Origin of the sequence: Escherichia sp. KCJ4928 (genome assembly GCF_004352695.1) — a bacterium.
Classification (GTDB): Bacteria; Pseudomonadota; Gammaproteobacteria; order Enterobacterales; family Enterobacteriaceae; genus ECMA0423.
The window spans coordinates 1-17,430 of record NZ_SJWV01000084.1 but is presented as its reverse complement, the minus strand read 5'-3'; the positions used below and the strand labels follow the sequence as shown (position 1 = coordinate 17,430).

The following is a 17,430-nucleotide window of genomic DNA, read 5'->3' as shown; positions in this document are numbered from 1 at the left end:
CGGTAGCGGCGTAAAAATCGCGGAAGGGATGAAAAAAACAGCGCCTGACGGCGCTGTGTCTGGCATGCCTGCAATCCGGGAAACCGGACCAGGAAAAAACTTGCAGGCCATAACAGTATCTACGTGAACTCTGCAATATATTGAATTTGCATGCTTTTGTAGGCCGGATAAGGCGTTTACGCCGCATCCGGCATTTCACAACAAGCACTTGTCAGCAATTTGAGAACACGGGAAAAAATTTATCTGTTTTACCGCCCATAAGCCACCGAGACGTTACTTCTCTATAGCTAATTGTTCGCGCAACTCCATTAAAAGGTAGCCCAGTCGATTCTTGCCCTTACCATTACCACCGTCTCCCCAGTAAGCATCGTTTTCCGTATGCTCAACCAGTTTTGCGGGCGCGGTTGCCAGCAAGAGCGCACGCAGTTCTGGATGCTGTTCGAATTTAGCGCGAAGTGCTTTTCGCATCACCTGTTCTTTGACCGACTCCCAGTTTTTACGCAGAGGCTTAGAACGATCGCGCCCCATGCGTGCGGCGACCATAGGGGAAGAAACCCGACGGATCTCTTCGCGGTATTTTTCATCAAGGAATTTTTGTGCCTGAAAATAGTGTTCTGAGGTGGGCCAGGTTTTCCCGTCAACCTTGATGGGCCAGGCGGCAAAGTTAGAAAAATCACCGTAGTCATCGCTGGTGCTGTAGAAATTTATGATGGTGTCTTGCATGACGTGTTGGATCCTTTGTGCTCGAACGGGCATTAAACCGCATTATGTTGGTGGTTATTGCGAGCCGCTTTCCAGAAACAGAAAAACCATTACCCCTGAAAACCGAAAAATGCCACAATATTGGCTGTTTATACAGTATTTCAGGTTTTCTCATGGCATTAACCGCCGCGCTTAAAGCGCAAATTGCCGCCTGGTATAAGGCGCTTCAGGAACAGATCCCCGACTTTATTCCCCGTGCGCCGCAGCGGCAGATGATTGCGGACGTCGCCAAAACGCTGGCCGGAGAAGAAGGGCGGCATCTGGCGATTGAAGCCCCCACCGGCGTTGGGAAAACGCTCTCCTATTTGATCCCCGGCATCGCCATTGCCCGCGAAGAGCAAAAAACGCTGGTGGTGAGTACCGCCAACGTGGCGTTGCAGGATCAGATTTACAGCAAAGATTTACCGCTGCTGAAAAAGATCATTCCCGATCTTAAATTCACTGCCGCTTTTGGGCGTGGGCGCTACGTTTGCCCGCGTAATCTGACGGCGCTCGCCAGCACTGAGCCCACGCAACAGGATCTGCTGGCGTTTCTTGACGACGAACTGACGCCAAATAATCAGGAAGAGCAAAAACGTTGTGCGAAGCTGAAGGGCGATCTCGACACTTATAAATGGGATGGTCTGCGCGATCATACTGATATCGCTATAGATGACGATCTCTGGCGTCGTTTAAGTACCGACAAAGCCAGCTGCCTCAACCGCAACTGTTACTACTATCGTGAATGCCCGTTTTTTGTTGCTCGTCGGGAGATTCAGGAAGCGGAAGTGGTGGTGGCAAACCATGCGCTGGTGATGGCGGCGATGGAAAGCGAAGCCGTACTACCTGACCCGAAAAATCTGCTGCTGGTGCTGGACGAAGGTCATCACCTGCCAGATGTGGCCCGGGATGCGCTGGAGATGAGTGCCGAAATCACCGCGCCCTGGTATCGACTACAGCTGGACTTGTTCACGAAACTGGTCGCTACCTGCATGGAGCAGTTTCGCCCGAAGACCATCCCACCGCTGGCGATCCCTGAACGTTTGAATGCGCATTGTGAAGAGTTGTATGAGCTTATCGCCTCGTTAAACAACATTCTCAATCTCTACATGCCTGCCGGGCAGGAGGCAGAGCACCGTTTTGCGATGGGCGAACTGCCTGATGAAGTGCTGGAGATCTGCCAGCGGCTGGCAAAACTCACCGAGATGCTGCGTGGTCTGGCGGAGTTATTTCTTAACGATTTAAGTGAGAAAACCGGCAGCCACGATATTGTGCGTCTGCATCGGTTGATTTTGCAGATGAACCGCGCGTTGGGGATGTTCGAGGCGCAAAGCAAACTCTGGCGGCTGGCGTCTCTGGCGCAATCTTCCGGTGCGCCGGTGACCAAATGGGCGACGCGGGAAGAGCGCGAAGGGCAGCTGCATCTCTGGTTTCACTGCGTGGGGATACGTGTCAGCGATCAGCTGGAAAGGCTGCTGTGGCGCAGTATTCCGCACATTATTGTCACCTCCGCAACCTTGCGTTCGCTGAACAGTTTTTCGCGTTTGCAGGAGATGAGCGGGCTGAAAGAGAAAGCGGGCGACCGTTTTGTGGCGCTGGATTCCCCCTTTAACCACTGCGAACAGGGCAAAATTGTTATTCCCCGGATGCGCTTTGAGCCTTCCATCGACAACGAAGAGCAGCATATTGCCGAAATGGCGGCCTTTTTCCGTGAGCAGGTGGAGAGCAAAAAACATCTCGGTATGTTGGTACTGTTTGCCAGCGGACGGGCGATGCAGCGCTTTCTCGACTATGTGACGGATTTACGCCTGATGCTGCTGGTGCAGGGCGATCAGCCGCGTTATCGCTTAGTTGAACTGCACCGCAAACGCGTTGCCAACGGTGAGCATAGTGTGCTGGTGGGCTTACAGTCATTTGCCGAAGGGCTTGATTTGAAAGGTGATCTGCTCAGCCAGGTGCATATCCACAAAATCGCTTTTCCGCCCATCGACAGCCCGGTGGTGATCACCGAAGGGGAATGGCTGAAAAGCCTCAACCGCTATCCGTTTGAGGTGCAAAGCCTGCCGAGCGCCTCGTTTAACCTGATTCAGCAGGTTGGGCGACTGATTCGAAGCCACGGTTGCTGGGGCGAAGTGGTTATCTACGACAAACGCTTGCTGACCAAAAATTATGGCAAGCGACTACTGGATGCATTACCGGTATTTCCGATAGAGCAACCGGAAGTCCCTGAAGGTATAGTTAAAAAGAAAGAAAAAACGAAATCCCCACGCCGTCGGCGGCGTTAATGATGTGAGTCAGGTAAGGAGTCGTAAATGGACTATCGCAAAATCATTAAAGAGATCGGGCGCGGGAAAAACCACGCGCGCGATTTAGACCGGGATACTGCGCGCGGTCTGTATGCCCATATGCTCAATGGTGAAGTCCCTGACCTTGAGTTGGGCGGCGTATTGATTGCGCTACGTATCAAAGGGGAAGGGGAAGCAGAGATGCTCGGCTTTTACGAAGCCATGCAAAATCACACCATCAAGCTGACGCCGCCTGCAGGCAAGCCGATGCCGATTGTCATCCCCAGTTACAACGGCGCGCGTAAACAGGCCAACCTGACGCCGTTGTTGGCGATTCTCCTGCACAAACTCGGTTTTCCTGTGGTGGTTCACGGGGTTAGCGAAGATCCAACCCGCGTGCTGACTGAAACCATTTTTGAATTGATGGGTATTACGCCAACGTTGCACGGCGGGCAGGCGCAGGCGAAGCTCGACGAACATCAACCGGTGTTTATGCCAGTCGGCGCGTTTTGCCCGCCGCTGGAAAAACAACTGGCGATGCGCTGGCGGATGGGCGTGCGTAACAGTGCACATACCCTGGCGAAACTGGCGACGCCATTTGCCGAAGGTGAGGCGCTGCGTCTTTCCAGCGTTTCGCATCCGGAATACATTGGACGCGTCGCGAAGTTCTTTAGCGATATCGGCGGGCGGGCGCTACTAATGCATGGTACTGAAGGTGAAGTGTATGCTAATCCGCAGCGCTGCCCGCAGATCAATCTCATTGACCGTGAAGGGATGCGGGTACTGTATGAAAAACAGGACCCTGCTGGTAGCGAGTTACTGCCACAAGCAAAAGATCCGGAAACCACGGCGCAGTGGATTGAGCGTTGCCTTGCTGGCAGCGAACCGATTCCCGAATCGCTGAAAATCCAGATGGCTTGCTGCCTGGTGGCTACGGGTGAAGCGGCAACTATCAGCGACGGCCTGGCGCGCGTTAATCAGGCATTTTAATTCTTTTCTCAGCCGGATGAGCCATGTCATCCGGCTTTTACCCCACCGCAATATGAAATTCCTGCATCTTTATTGACCTTCCCACGCCCGGCGTGCAGCATAAAAAAACAACAAACACATAACATAAACAGGAGTTAACCATGGAAAGTGGTCATCGCTTTGATGCTCAGACGCTGCACAGTTTTATTCAGGCTGTATTTCGTCAGATGGGTAGCGAGGAACAAGAAGCGAAATTAGTGGCCGATCATTTAATCGCGGCAAACCTGGCAGGGCATGATTCTCATGGTATTGGCATGATCCCAAGCTATGTGCGTTCCTGGAGTCAGGGGCATCTGCAAATTAACCATCATGCCAAAATCGTTAAAGAGGCGGGGGCGGCAGTCACGCTCGATGGCGATCGCGCATTCGGTCAGGTCGCGGCACACGAAGCGATGGCGCTGGGGATTGAGAAAGCGCATCAGCACGGTATTGCTGCCGTGGCGCTACATAACTCGCATCATATCGGCCGTATCGGTTACTGGGCGGAGCAGTGTGCAGCGGCGGGGTTTGTCTCTATCCACTTTGTTAGCGTGGTCGGTATTCCAATGGTCGCACCGTTCCACGGTCGCGACAGCCGCTTTGGCACCAATCCGTTCTGTGTGGTTTTCCCTCGTAAAGATAATTTCCCGCTGTTGCTTGATTACGCCACCAGCGCCATTGCATTTGGCAAAACCCGCGTCGCCTGGCATAAAGGCGTCCCCGTGCCGCCAGGTTGCCTGATTGACGTTAACGGCGTGCCGACGACCAATCCGGCGGTAATGCAGGAGTCGCCGTTGGGTTCGCTGTTGACCTTTGCCGAACATAAAGGCTACGCCCTTGCAGCGATGTGTGAAATTCTTGGCGGGGCGCTTTCCGGCGGTAAAACGACGCATCAGGAAACGTTACAAACCAGTCCCGATGCCATTCTTAACTGCATGACCACTATCATCATCAACCCGGAACTCTTCGGCGCGCCGGATTGTAACGCGCAGACCGAAGCCTTTGCCGAGTGGGTGAAAGCCTCGCCGCATGATGATGATAAGCCGATTTTGCTACCGGGCGAGTGGGAAGTGAACACGCGTCGCGAACGGCAGAAGCAGGGGATTCCACTGGATGCGGGAAGCTGGCAGGCCATTTGTGATGCAGCGCGGCAGATTGGTATGCCGGAAGAGACGTTGCAGGCTTTCTGTCAGCAGTTAGCCAGCTAAAAAAAAGCCCGTCCAGTGGCGGACGGGCAAACAAGGGTAACATAGGATCAATGAAGGTTAGAGCATATGCGTCTGTCGGCAAACAGACAGGGAAATACTTGTGCTGGACGTAGCGTAAACGCCTGATCCGTCCAACGGTTCGGATTTTGTAGGCCTGATAAGACGCGGTAGCGTCGCATCAGGCATCTGTTGCCGGATGCGGCGTAAACGCCTTATCCGTCCTACGAATTACTTATAAATTACCGCAGTACCGCTTAATTTATTGTTGTTGGTGGCGGAAGTGATGCTGTATCCACTGGCACCGGCTGCCGCGGCTTTCTCAGCCAGTTTCGCTTCCAGGGCATCGAGGGTGGATGCGCCATCGGCAGAAACCACGCCGATTTTATTCATGTTCTGTGCCTGGGATGCCGTTACCGGTTCCGCGGCAAACACGCCAAATGACAGAGTTGAAAGAGCCATAGCAGCAACAACAGTATTGATAGTTTTCATAATTAATCTCTCGCAGGTGATTTTTGTATAAGTGACGTTGTTTCGTCGATGTGATGAGTATCACGTTTTTTTACGAGAGATAAAATCGAAGAGAATTGACCGCCTTGTTCAAATAAATTGATTGATATCTAACATACTGATAAACCATTTATTTGTTGTACTTATGGACTTGTTTTATGCCGCGTGGCAGTCACAGCAGCGTTAAAGGCACGGAATGCCACGCAAAATACAAATTATACTCGCTATGCATCTCGCCAGTTGTAGTTAACGTAACTGGCTGTCTTTCGAACCTCTGCGATTATATCCTGTATACGCTGGTTTTTGTAAATCTTTCTCCTGCTGACAATGAATGCATAAGCGCACGCCAGGAATGGCTTCCCGACGGGCTTGCGGGATGGGGGCACCGCACTCTTCACATTCATCCAGGCTTTCGCCACGCGGAATTTCACCCCGAGCGCGGGCAATCGCATCTTCAATTGTACTGTTGATCTGTTCGTTGACGGCGTCATCGTTAGTCCAACCGGATGCCATATCGTCCTCCCCATATCAATGCTTGTACAGTTAAGTGTAGCTAATCCAGGGACGAACTTGGGCAGTTCAAGCATCAGATCTCCGACCATTCCCGCAGCAGATTATGATAAAGATTAAGCAGCGACAGGATCTCTTCACTTTCGCCGTAGCGGCTTTTCAGCGACTGAATATTGTTGTCCAGTTCAAACAGCATGGCGCGCTTTTTATCATCACGGATCATCGACTGGATCCACATAAATGATGCCACTCGTACGCCGCGGGTTACGGGTGTCACGCAATGCAGGCTGCTGGAGGGATACAACACGAGATCGCCTGCCGGGAGTTTTACCCGATGTTGTCCGAAGGTGTCATTAACGACCAGTTCGCCGCCGTCGTAGCTTTGTGGATCGCTTAAAAACAGCGTGGCAGAAAGGTCAGTACGCATCCAGCCGTTTTGTGGATGGCTGCGTACTGCGCCATCCATATGGAAACCATAGGTTTCATTGTTCTGATAGCGATTAAACAGCGGCGTGGAAAGGGTACGCGGCAAGGCCGCGGCAAAGAACAAAGCATGTTGGTTAACCGCGTTCAGCACCTCATTTTGCAGGGCGGCGTATAACGTGCTGCGGGTGTCGACCTGTTGATTGTTCTTAACTTGCGCACCTTGTGCGCCGGTGGTGACGCGTCCATCCACCCATTCGGCTTGTTCCAGTTGTTCGCGAAACCGGGCGACGTCCTGTGGCGATAACACGCCGGGAATGTGGTACATCATACAAGTTCTCCAAAAAGTGGGGCCTGCGCCCCACATCTGAATCAGAAATGCATATTGGCTGTGAGCAAGAAGGTTCTTGGCTCGCCCGGGTGATAACGGTAGCCGCTCTTGTTGATTGAGGCGACGTAATCAGTATCAAACAGGTTGTAGACGTTTAGCTGGAAGTCGAGATTGCGATTAACCCGATACCCCAGTTTGGCATCGGCGACCCAGTAACCTTCGGTAAATGCTGGCGTTCCCACCGCGCCGTCTGAACCTTTATGCATACTGCCGATATAGCGTGCGCCCGCGCCAACAGAGATATCGTCGGTTGCCTGATATTGGCTCCATAAGGTGAAGGCGTGCTCCGGGGTATACGGCAGCGATGAGGAACCATCCTGGGCAACATCTTTGCCGTTTTTGATGGTTGCTTTTTGCTGGGTATAGCCGCCAATCACCTGCCACGCGGGAGTGATATTCCCGGCCACGGATATCTCATAGCCTTCGACGCGTTTCTTACCGTATTGCGAGTAAGTTCCGTCATCATTTTGCTCAACTTCATTTTCGATATCAGTACGGAACAGCGCGGCGGTGAGCAACAGACGTTTATCCAGAACCTGCCATTTGGTGCCAATCTCGCTGGTGTTGGCTTTTTGCGGTTTAAAATCGGTGCGGTTGGCACTGTTACCGCTGCCAGACTGCGCAAGGGCGAAGTTGTTGCCGCCCGGAGGCTGCTGGGAAACGGCATAGTTAATATAGACATTACCGTTTTCCGTCAGGTGATACAGCGCCCCGGCTTTCCAGTTCACCAGATTGCCCGACTTGGCGGTGTCGACGGTGGTGACCGGAGAACCTTTTGCCACACCAGCTGGGCAGGTGATGGCACCGCGTCCGCTGCCGCCGCAGGCGGTGGCACTGTCATATTCAGTATGATAATTATCCAGACGGATCCCGCCGTTCAGCTCAAAATCACGGGTGATTTGCAGCGTATCGAAGGCGTAAATTGCGAAGGTATCCGTCTGACCATTGGCGTTTGCGCCGTTGCGCGTCAGGCCGCCGGGATGAATGCTGCTGTCAGGATGATAAATATTTACCGCGGGTAACGTCACCGGATTAACGCCGTAGTTAGTCTGCGTTTCACGGGTAAATTCCACGCCGGTACTGACATCATGACCGATAGAACCGGTATAGAACGTCGAGGTCAGGTTGGTCTGGTTGGTGAGAATTTTATTACTCACATCTTTGGTATTCGCCGTGCGTGACCAGGTCCAGCTATTCACATCGCTGGTGGGCTGAGTAATATTCGACGCCCCGCCCATAATCGCCGTCATCAGGTAATCCTGCTTTACGCGCGACCAACGGGTAGTATTGCGAATGGTGGTGTTATCGTTGATGTCGTGCTCAAAACGCATGGTGGCGGTGTCGGTGGTCGAATCGTCGTAATCGGAATCCGTGCCGTAAAAGTTATGAGTATCAACTTTTCCGGAATGATTCAGAGCCGCTGTTCCCGCAGATGGGGCAGAATAACCCGGCAAACCGATGGTCGGAATGCCGCCGTCTGGCGTGTTGTGCTGGGTGACATGCAGATAATTAAGATACAAACGATTCGCTGTACCAAGGCCAAAAGCGATAGAAGGGGCGACGCCGTAACGCTCATTTTTGACTTTGTCGCGTCCGGCATCGTGCGTTTTTTCGCCCATCACATTCAGGCGCACCGCAGTGGTATCACCAATGACCTGATTGACGTCCAGCGTGCCGCGGCGGAACCAGGCGCTGCCAATACTGGCGGAGGCGTCAATGCCGGAATCATTGCGCGGCTGCTTGCTGATCATATTGATCGAGCCCGTCGGCGCGCTGCGCCCGTAGTCGGTGCCGGAAGGCCCTTTAATCACTTCGACCTGCTCAGTATTGAAGGTGTCGCGCGAGACGCTGCCGATATCGCGAATGCCATCAATATAAATACTGTTAGAGGTATCAGCACCGCGCATATAAATGGCGTCGCCAGTGGTGGAGTTACCGTTCTCACCCGCAAAAAACGCACCCACGCCGGGGACGTTTTTGAGCGCGTCGGTAAGGTTGGTTGCGCCCTGATCTTTAATCACTTGTTCAGAAATCACCGTCATCGTGCGGGTAGTATCCGCTACCGGACGCGAGAATTTCGGATCGGCAGATTGTTGTGGCGCATAAAGCGAAGGCGTTGATGCTTCGACAACCAGCGTGTCATCCGCGTTAGTTTGCCCTTCGGCGGCGAGTGCCTGAGCCACAGGCGTGATGCCAATACAAAGACCGGCAAAGAACGTGAGCGAATGAAATTGTCTGGCAGGGAAATTGCGATTGTTTTCCATTTTGCAGGTGACTTTTTCTTATATGTTGAAATTTTCACTGCCACGAGAAAGCATCTCTGCGGATGCGATGCCACTGTTAATCCCGTGATAGTGTTCGTGCAAGTGATAATAATTTTGATAAGCATTATCACTTGGCGCGATTTTCTATCACCCATTGCGCGAAAAAGAAATACATTTATTTACATTGAGTTCATATTTGATGTTTTTTGATTACAAAACAGGCGAAAACTGCATCCAGAGGCGAATGCAGTTACGTTGGTGGGGTTATTTGTAGATGGTTGCAGTACCGAACATCTGGTCATTTCCGCCTGCGGAATTAATGACATAACCTTTCGCGCCTTGCTCGCGCGCTTTTTCTGCCAGTTTATCCTCCAGATCGCTTAGGTTTGATGCGCCAGTTGCCGAAACGGTACCGGCGGGCCGTAGCTGACCGCTGTCCAGGTTACTCATCGGTTGCGCGGCATAAGCCGTGAGAAAGATTCCGCTCAGGACGGTGGCAATCAGTAGTGTGAGGCACTTTTTCATAATGACATCCTCATAAATACAACGGGTAGTGCCTGATAAGTGTAGGTCGCCTGGGCGATGAAAATGACGCAAAAAATTGACAGAGGTGTGCTTATTTTTTGAACGATATATTTTTACAAAATAAGACAAATCAATGACATGCATAATGCTGATTTTTATGATGAATTGCCATAAACCATAGCCATGTTAAGGTTTTGGGGAATGATAAACGCAGCCAGATATTTACCCTGTCGCGTTATGTGGGTATCTTACGCCGCTGCTTAAAGGAGAATGCTATGTCCGCCCAGAAACCGGGGTTGCATCCGCGCAACCGTCATCACAGCCGCTACGATCTCGCCACGCTTTGTCAGGTCAATCCTGAACTCAGGCAATTCCTCACGCTTACACCCGCAGGGGAGCAAAGCGTAGACTTTGCCAATCCGCTGGCGGTGAAGGCGCTCAATAAGGCATTGCTGGCCCATTTTTACGCCGTAGCGAACTGGGATATCCCGGACGGTTTTCTCTGCCCGCCAGTACCGGGCCGGGCGGATTATATTCATCACCTTGCCGATTTACTGGCAGAAGCAAGCGGAACAATTCCAGCTAATGCCAGCATTCTGGATATCGGCGTTGGTGCGAACTGTATTTATCCGCTGATTGGCGTACATGAATATGGCTGGCGTTTTACCGGTAGTGAAACCAGCAGTCAGGCGTTAAGTAGTGCGCAGGCGATCATCAGTGCTAATCCGGGGCTTAACCGCGCCATTCGTCTGCGTCGGCAAAAAGAGAGTGGGGCGATTTTTAACGGCATCATCCATAAAAACGAGCAATACGACGCGACCTTGTGTAACCCGCCATTCCACGATTCCGCCGCTGCGGCACGGGCAGGTAGTGAGCGTAAACGCCGTAACCTGGGGCTGAACAAAGACGATGCACTGAACTTTGGCGGCCAGCAACAGGAGTTGTGGTGTGAAGGTGGTGAAGTCGCCTTTATCAAAAAGATGATTGAAGAGAGCAAAGGCTTCGCGAAGCAGGTGATGTGGTTTACCTCGCTGGTTTCTCGTGGTGAAAACTTACCGCCGTTGTATCGTGCTCTGACGGACGTGGGCGCGGTGAAGGTGGTTAAAAAAGAGATGGCCCAGGGGCAAAAGCAGAGTCGCTTTATTGCCTGGACCTTTATGAACGACGAGCAGCGCCGCCGTTTTGTTAATCGCCAACGTTAAAGCGTTGGCTCCCCCGGCGGCAGCGGTTCAGCCGGGGCCGCGCCCGGAGCAGGCAGCACCTGATAAGTCTGCACTGGCGCGCGAACACCTGCCAGGTCGAAATGCTTTTTCACCTGGCTGTCGAGGGCAAAGCGGACCGTCCACTGTTTGAGTGGCAGCGTGGTGAACGAAACACGCAGTGTAAACGCGGTATTGCTTAAGCCGACAATCCCGGCAAAGTTTGGTTCACCAATAACCAGCCCGCGAATTTCTTCGTTTTCCATCAATTCCGCTACCGCATCTTTCAGTGCCTGATTGGCTTTATCAGCATCTTCATGGCGATCAACATCGTAGTTTGCCACCACCGAACCAATGCCGCGGACGAAGTTAGCAAAGGTGGTTATCGAAGACCAAGGAATGATGTGATACGCCCCGGTATCCTGACGCACGCCCACGGAGCGAATCGACATCCGTTCCACAGTGCCGGTCAACGGCCCGATAGTAACCAAATCTCCAGTGTTCATGCCGTTTTCAAACTGAATAAATACCCCGGTGATAATATCTTTCACCAGCGTTTGCGAACCAAACGAGATAGCCAGACCTAATGCCCCGGCACCTGCCAGCAATGGCGCGATATTGACGCCGATTTCCGACAACACAATCATGATGGTGATGGTACTGATAATCACCGCCAGCGCGTTACGGAACAGCGTCAGCAGGGTACGCGTACGGGCGCTGGGTAGCGGGCGGCCATGAATATCCGAAGCCAGCCGGTTTTCGATCAAACTGGCGAGCACCGTCCAGCCAACCGCCGAGAAAAAAAGAATAAGTGCGATACGGATCAGGATATCTACGGTTTTCTGCCCCGCGCCGTTTTGCAGCCAGTTCCAGAAATCGAACAATCCCCATGCGCTCAACAGCAACATTACCGCCACGCAGACGGTCAGAATACGCGCCGTTTTCAGCGCCGCCGAAAGCCAGCCATTCAGCCGTTTTTGCAACTCTGGATAGTTACGCTGAGTATGTGGCGAGAGAGTGATGGTTTTTGCCAGCCAGCGGGAAAACATACCGGAAACAAACGCTGCAATACCAATAATCGCCAGGCTGCGCACCGTTGCACCCATCATAAATTTCAGGCTGTTGCCCGGATCGAACAACGAAAAGAAAAACAGCACGATAAAATAGGCGCTTGCCAGCCAGTGCCACACCAGCGCAAAGGCGCGGATAAACAGGCTGAAAAAGGCCAGCGAATGCTCCGCAAAGTTGAGCAAATGCTGGGTAATCTCTTTTTTATTACGAAAGATCAGGTACAACGCCCAGACGGTCATGCACAGCATAATGATGACGTTCGCCAGCGCACCTATCTGTACATTCACCTGATTAGAGATAATCGGCACGGCCACAATCAGGCCATAACCTATCAAACTGCTTAACCAGCTCAGGCGACGACTCCAGTAACGGGCGCTCTCGTCCTGAATCGTGAACGGGCGCAGTTCAGCCACGTTTGGGCAAAAAATCAGGCGTAGTACGGCTTTGAAAAATTCAATCAGGGCAAAGGCGTTGAGAAACAAACTTTGTTGGAAAGCGATGGTGCGACTGCCCGCATTCAGGTTGTCGCTTAATACCTGGCCGACAAACAATGTCAGTGCCAGTAACAGTAGGTCGATAATAAACGCCCCGATAATCATCGCCGGAAGCTGCAGCCAGTTGCTGCGTTCGCGATTTTTTTGCCGCGCCCACTGGCCCATTTTGCGATACAGCGGCAGTGCGCACAGACGAATCAGCCAGTAAAAACCAAACACTAATACCGCTAACATTGAAAAATGGGTCAACGCATTGCTGAAGGTTTGTGGATTAAACGGCTTATGCGGGGAGCCGGTGATATTGCGATAAAGTTGTCCGAAACGGGCGGAAAGGGCTTCACCATAATGGCGGCTGACTTCGGTGACCTTTTGCAGCACGGTTTGCTCTTCAACCAGCGTCGGCGGCACGATCTTCGGGACCGGTTCCGCAGGGGGCGTCGCGGCGACAGTACGCAACTGGTCGATCAATTCTTTACGCGAGGTGTCGTTATCCAGCACATCCGCCAGTGCGCCATAGGCCGCTTTTTTTTGTTCGATATCCGGTTCCGGGGCCGGTTCAGTCGTTGAGTCCGTTGTCGTTGTGGTTGTAACGCCGGGTATGGATACCGCGTGGGCAGGTGCGCCCAGCAGGCAGAAGAGGATGAACAGGATCCACCGCATGACTCCTCCAGTGAGAAAACAGAGCAAAAAGATAAGTATAGATGCTGGGGGAGGGGCGATTTTAAATGAGAGGAATCTGGTGTGCCTCCCTTTCGGGTGAAAGGGAGGCAGAGAAGTTAAGAGACGTGCTGCAAAAATTCCTGCAAGCGCTGGCTCGGCGGGTTCTTGATCAATACCTGCGGATCGCCATCTTCCGCAATCCGGCCTTTGTCGATAAAGATCAGCCGCGAAGCTACTTTCTCGGCAAAACCGATTTCGTGGGTCACGATCACCATCGTCATCCCTTCTTCAGCCAGATCCTGCATAACCTTCAGCACTTCATGGCGCAGTTCCGGGTCAAGAGCGGAAGTCGGTTCATCAAACAGCATCATTTTCGGCTTCACCGCCAGCGCGCGGGCAATCGCCACACGCTGCTGTTGACCACCAGAAAGTTCGGAAGGGTAGTGATGTGCACGTTCTGCCAGACCGACTTTCGCCAGCAGCTCACGCGCCAGTTTTTCCGCCTCTTCTTTGTTCGCGCCACGCACGCGTAGCGGACCAAACATGACGTTTTCCAGCGCCGTCAGATGCGGGAAGAGGTAAAACTGCTGGAACACCATACCCGCTTCCTGGCGAATCAGGCGCTCGTCAACTTTCGGATCGTTAACCTTCAGGCCATCGACAATCAGATCGCCGGAGGTGATTTCTTCCAGTTTGTTGATGCAGCGCAGCAGGGTCGATTTACCGGAACCGGACGGCCCGATAATCACCACGACTTCGCCCTGAGCAATGTTCAAATCGATATTGTGCAGCACCTGGGTTGGACCAAAATGCTTGGAGACGTTTTTAAATTCAATCACAGGATTTTCATCCTTCTTTCCAGACGACGCAGAATAAAGCTCAGCACCAGGGTAATAATCAGATAGAACACCGCCACGGCGCTCCAGATCTCAAGGGCGCGGAAGTTACCGGCAATAATTTCTTGCCCCTGACGGGTCAGTTCCGCCACGCCGATAACAATAAACAGCGAGGTGTCTTTAATGCTGATGATCCACTGGTTACCCAGCGGCGGCAGCATACGACGCAGTGCCAGCGGTAAAATGACGTAGCGAATGGTTTCCCAACGTGAAAGACCGAGCGCCAGTCCTGCTTCACGAAAACCTTTGTGAATAGACAGCACCGCACCACGCGTGATTTCCGCAATGTACGCGCCGGAGTTGATCATGATGGTGACCACCGCCGCAGTAAATGGGTCGATGCGTAAGTCGTTAAACGCCATCGGCAGGGCGAAATAGATAAACATCACCTGGACGACGATAGGTGTGCCGCGGATCACTTCAATAAAGACCAGCGCGACGTGGTTGGCTATCCAACCACCGAAGGTGCGTGCAAAACCTGCCAGCAATCCGATTACCAGACCGCCTGCCAGACCGAGGACCGAAATCCACAGGGTCATTTTGGCACCTTCAATCAGAAGCGGAATGGCAGGCCAGATGGCACTCCAGTCAAACTGCATATGTTGTTCCTGTTACCGTGGTGTAAATAATCAAATTCAGGGTAATTAATGGCCCCGGAGCGGGTTTGCGCCCCTCACCCTAATCCTCTCCCCATAGGGGAGAGGGAACTGCCAGTGCGTTTTACAGGTGTAGCGTTATTATTTCGGTTCAGTACCGAACCATTTTTTGTAGATTTCGTTGTAAGTTCCGTTCTCGCGCAGGGTTTTCAACGCGCCGTTGACTTTGTCACGCAGCTCGTCGCTACCTTTCGGGAACGCAATACCGTATTGCTGCGCTTCCAGAGAGTCACCTACCGCTTTGAACTGACCGTTACCGGCGGTTTTGATGAAGTACAGAATGTTTGGCGTATCGTGCAGAACGGCGTCTGCGCGGTTGGTGCCCAGTTCCATATAGGCGTTATCGATGTTCGGGAACTGACGCAGATCTTTAGTTTTGATGTTTGCTTTCGCGTAATCAACGGAGCCAGTACCGCTCTTCACAGCAACCACTTTCCCGTCGAGATCTTTCACGCTTTTCACATCGTTATTGTTAGCTTTCACCATCACTAACAGGCCGCTTTTGTAGTAGCCGTCAGAGAAATCGATCGCTTTTTTACGCTCGTCGGTGATGGTAATGCCCGCCAGCGCCAGATCGACGTTTTTGGTTTGCAGTGCCGGAATGATCCCACTGAAATCCATCGGCTTCAGTTCGTAATCCAGCTTCAGCTCTTTAGCGATGGCAGCCCACAGATCAACGTCAAAGCCCACATATTTATCGCCCTGTTTAAATTCAAACGGAACGAAGGCGGTATCCGTCGCGACAACTAATTTTTTATCCGCGGCATGAGAAGAAACCGCAAAAGCCAGGGTCAGTGCAGCCAGTGAAACTTTTAATACAGACTTCATAGCATTTCCTTTTTTCTATCCACGGGACGATCCCCTGCGTGACATTCACATATATGAAAAAATCGTGCCAGTTTTGCAACTCCTTGATTTTTCGAGATGCGGCAAAAACGTGATGCACGATTTATAGGGCAATACCCTGAAGATGCACCATTCTGGGGCACCAATCTGGTGCGCTAAAATTGTGCACTCAACACAGTGATTATTTAGCGTAAAACCTGATGAAAAAACAATCTTTATGTAACGATTGTGTGATGATGTGGATACAAAAAATTTACTTAATCAGCTGGAGATAGCAGATGGATGCACTAAATAAGTGCGTTGAGGTGGGCTGCAAAACAAAACGGCCTCCTGTCAGGAAGCCGCTTTTATCGGGTACTAAAGTTCTGCACCATCAGCGATGGATTTATTCGATGTTAGACTCGATAAACCACAGGAATTTATCCAGGTCGCGAGACGCGGCGGTCAGGATATCTGCGGTGTCGTCATCTTTCGCTTCGCCAATCGCTTTGCGTACGTCATTAGCGACGATTGCGTAACGGTCAGCCAGTTCTTTCAGGTGATCCTGAACGTTGTGGATGTCCAGCGGGTAACTTTTCAGCGGGGTTTTGCTGTTGATAACTTGAGTGGTCCCCAGAGCTACACCGCCCAGCTGCACTGCACGTTCTGCCATGGTATCCAGATGATCGATCAGTGCGGTGCGGAAGCCATCCAGCATTTCATGTACGGCAATGAAGTTAGCGCCGCGCATGTTCCAGTGCGCTTGTTTGGTAATCAAAGAAAGATCAATAAACTGGATAACCTGGCGATTCAGCAACTCTACTGTTGCTTTTTTCTCGCTGTCGGAGACATCGTTGCGGGTATAAAGCAGATTGGTCGCTTTTGATTTAACTAATTTAGCGGTACTCATAATTTCATATCCTCTTGATGTTATGTCCCAGTAATTAACGAGACTAAGTATAGCACCGGCTATGTGTTCCGCTATTCTGGCTGTTCCTATCACACTAATAGTGGTAACAAGCGTGAAAAACAAAACTAATAAAGATTCAATGAGTTAGATATATTGATAAGAACAATTCTTATTTATCTGCTCGCCAGGAATTTTCGGAATAAATATGCTTTTGCATAATTCGATATATAAAGACGGTGTAGAGGAAAAGTAGCGAGAAATTCTGCATGGTTATGCATAACCATGCAGAAATGTAAATTTAATTAATGTCTAATTCTTTTATTTTGCTCTCTTTGCGTACTGTCAGCGTAGACCCCATTGAAGCGGCGATGATAGCGCCGAGCGCCAGCAGCTGTATGGGTGTCAGTGTTTCTCCGAGGAAAATCATCCCGGAAACGGCAGCCAGCGCCGGTTCCATGCTCATCAGCGTACCAAATGTCCGTGTTGGCAAGCGGGTGAGGGCAATCATTTCCAGCGAATAAGGCAGAGCGGTCGAGAGAATAGCGACAGCCAGACCCAATGGAATAACCGACCAGTGCCAGAGTGCTTCACCAGCCTGAAGCGCTCCAATTGGCACGAAAATTAACGCTGCAATCAACGAACCAATTGCCACCGTCGCAGGGCCATGTTCCGCTCCTGCGCGTTGCCCACTTAAAATGTAAATAGCCCAACAAGCCCCGGCCCCCAGTGCCAGCGCACAGCCGGTTAAATCGACATGGGAAACGTCTTGCCCCAGCGGTAGCAGGAACCACAGACCAAGAACCGCCAGCACAACCCAGACGAAATCTACCGGGCGACGAGAAGAGAACAGCGCCACC

The 17,430-nt window shown here is 51.8% G+C and carries 17 protein-coding genes; 5 read left to right on the top strand and 12 right to left on the bottom strand.

Annotated features, from left to right (window positions below; genetic code table 11):
• Positions 1–273: 273 nt before the first annotated feature.
• Entirely contained in the window at positions 274–756 is a 483-nt protein-coding gene (gene ybiA / locus E0D98_RS13620) for an N-glycosidase YbiA (RefSeq protein ID WP_001145128.1), read from the bottom strand.
• 119 nt (positions 757–875) lie between these two features.
• Here ybiA and dinG point away from each other — a divergent pair, with 119 nt between their 5' ends.
• The 4 genes from dinG (at position 876) to ybiE (ending at position 5,368) form a co-directional block, all read left to right on the top strand.
• Positions 876–3,026, top strand: a complete 2,151-nt coding sequence (dinG, locus tag E0D98_RS13615; RefSeq protein WP_001398823.1) for an ATP-dependent DNA helicase DinG — start codon at positions 876–878, stop codon at positions 3,024–3,026.
• 27 nt (positions 3,027–3,053) lie between these two features.
• Positions 3,054–4,016, top strand: coding sequence for a DNA-binding protein YbiB (gene ybiB / locus E0D98_RS13610; protein WP_000386540.1), 963 nt, complete (start codon positions 3,054–3,056; stop codon positions 4,014–4,016).
• Positions 4,017–4,156: 140 nt separating this feature from the next.
• Positions 4,157–5,242 carry a hydroxycarboxylate dehydrogenase HcXB gene (gene hcxB / locus E0D98_RS13605; protein ID WP_000443508.1) on the top strand — a complete coding sequence of 362 codons (1,086 nt, stop codon included), beginning with the start codon at positions 4,157–4,159 and terminating at the stop codon, positions 5,240–5,242.
• 66 nt (positions 5,243–5,308) lie between these two features.
• Complete coding sequence (gene ybiE / locus E0D98_RS27935; protein WP_211180490.1) at positions 5,309–5,368, top strand: protein YbiE; 60 nt, start codon at positions 5,309–5,311, stop codon at positions 5,366–5,368.
• Positions 5,369–5,470: 102 nt separating this feature from the next.
• Here ybiE and ybiJ read toward each other — a convergent pair whose 3' ends face one another.
• The 5 genes from ybiJ to mcbA all read right to left on the bottom strand — a co-directional run bounded on the left by ybiJ (position 5,471) and on the right by mcbA (position 9,862).
• Positions 5,471–5,731 (bottom strand): DUF1471 family protein YbiJ, encoded by a 261-nt coding sequence (gene ybiJ, locus E0D98_RS13600; protein ID WP_000849301.1) that lies wholly within the window; start codon positions 5,729–5,731, stop codon positions 5,471–5,473.
• A 264-nt stretch (positions 5,732–5,995) separates the two neighbouring features.
• Positions 5,996–6,262 carry a C4-type zinc finger protein YbiI gene (ybiI, locus tag E0D98_RS13595; RefSeq protein WP_000146374.1) on the bottom strand — a complete coding sequence of 89 codons (267 nt, stop codon included), beginning with the start codon at positions 6,260–6,262 and terminating at the stop codon, positions 5,996–5,998.
• A gap of 73 nt (positions 6,263–6,335) precedes the next feature.
• Positions 6,336–7,013: a PKHD-type hydroxylase YbiX gene (gene ybiX, locus E0D98_RS13590; RefSeq protein ID WP_050877070.1), complete on the bottom strand. Its 678-nt coding sequence runs from the start codon at positions 7,011–7,013 to the stop codon at positions 6,336–6,338.
• Between the two features lie 41 nt (positions 7,014–7,054).
• A complete protein-coding gene (locus E0D98_RS13585) occupies positions 7,055–9,337 on the bottom strand; it encodes a catecholate siderophore receptor Fiu (protein ID WP_000430036.1) in 2,283 nt (760 codons plus the stop codon).
• Between the two features lie 264 nt (positions 9,338–9,601).
• Positions 9,602–9,862, bottom strand: a complete 261-nt coding sequence (mcbA, locus tag E0D98_RS13580; RefSeq protein WP_001307070.1) for a DUF1471 family periplasmic protein McbA — start codon at positions 9,860–9,862, stop codon at positions 9,602–9,604.
• Positions 9,863–10,137: 275 nt separating this feature from the next.
• Between mcbA and rlmF the strand changes: the two genes are divergently transcribed.
• Positions 10,138–11,064 (top strand): 23S rRNA (adenine(1618)-N(6))-methyltransferase RlmF, encoded by a 927-nt coding sequence (gene rlmF, locus E0D98_RS13575; RefSeq protein WP_001275941.1) that lies wholly within the window; start codon positions 10,138–10,140, stop codon positions 11,062–11,064.
• Here the strand turns inward: rlmF and ybiO are convergent.
• The 6 genes from ybiO to rhtA form a co-directional block, all read right to left on the bottom strand.
• On the bottom strand, positions 11,061–13,286 hold the full coding sequence (gene ybiO / locus E0D98_RS13570; protein WP_001267255.1) for a mechanosensitive channel protein: 2,226 nt from the start codon (positions 13,284–13,286) through the stop codon (positions 11,061–11,063). The two genes, rlmF and ybiO, sit on opposite strands and share 4 nt — an antisense overlap.
• Before the next feature lie 116 nt (positions 13,287–13,402).
• Positions 13,403–14,125 carry a glutamine ABC transporter ATP-binding protein GlnQ gene (gene glnQ, locus E0D98_RS13565; RefSeq protein ID WP_000569080.1) on the bottom strand — a complete coding sequence of 241 codons (723 nt, stop codon included), beginning with the start codon at positions 14,123–14,125 and terminating at the stop codon, positions 13,403–13,405.
• Positions 14,122–14,781, bottom strand: a complete 660-nt coding sequence (glnP, locus tag E0D98_RS13560) for a glutamine ABC transporter permease GlnP (RefSeq protein WP_001159065.1) — start codon at positions 14,779–14,781, stop codon at positions 14,122–14,124. The genes glnQ and glnP overlap by 4 nt, the downstream gene beginning before the upstream one ends.
• Positions 14,782–14,919: 138 nt before the next feature.
• Positions 14,920–15,666, bottom strand: a complete 747-nt coding sequence (glnH, locus tag E0D98_RS13555; protein ID WP_000843866.1) for a glutamine ABC transporter substrate-binding protein GlnH — start codon at positions 15,664–15,666, stop codon at positions 14,920–14,922.
• Between the two features lie 403 nt (positions 15,667–16,069).
• Positions 16,070–16,573 (bottom strand): DNA starvation/stationary phase protection protein Dps, encoded by a 504-nt coding sequence (gene dps, locus E0D98_RS13550; protein WP_000100800.1) that lies wholly within the window; start codon positions 16,571–16,573, stop codon positions 16,070–16,072.
• A gap of 298 nt (positions 16,574–16,871) precedes the next feature.
• Positions 16,872–17,430: threonine/homoserine exporter RhtA (rhtA, locus tag E0D98_RS13545; protein ID WP_131890696.1), on the bottom strand; the 559-nt coding region annotated here is incomplete at its 5' end.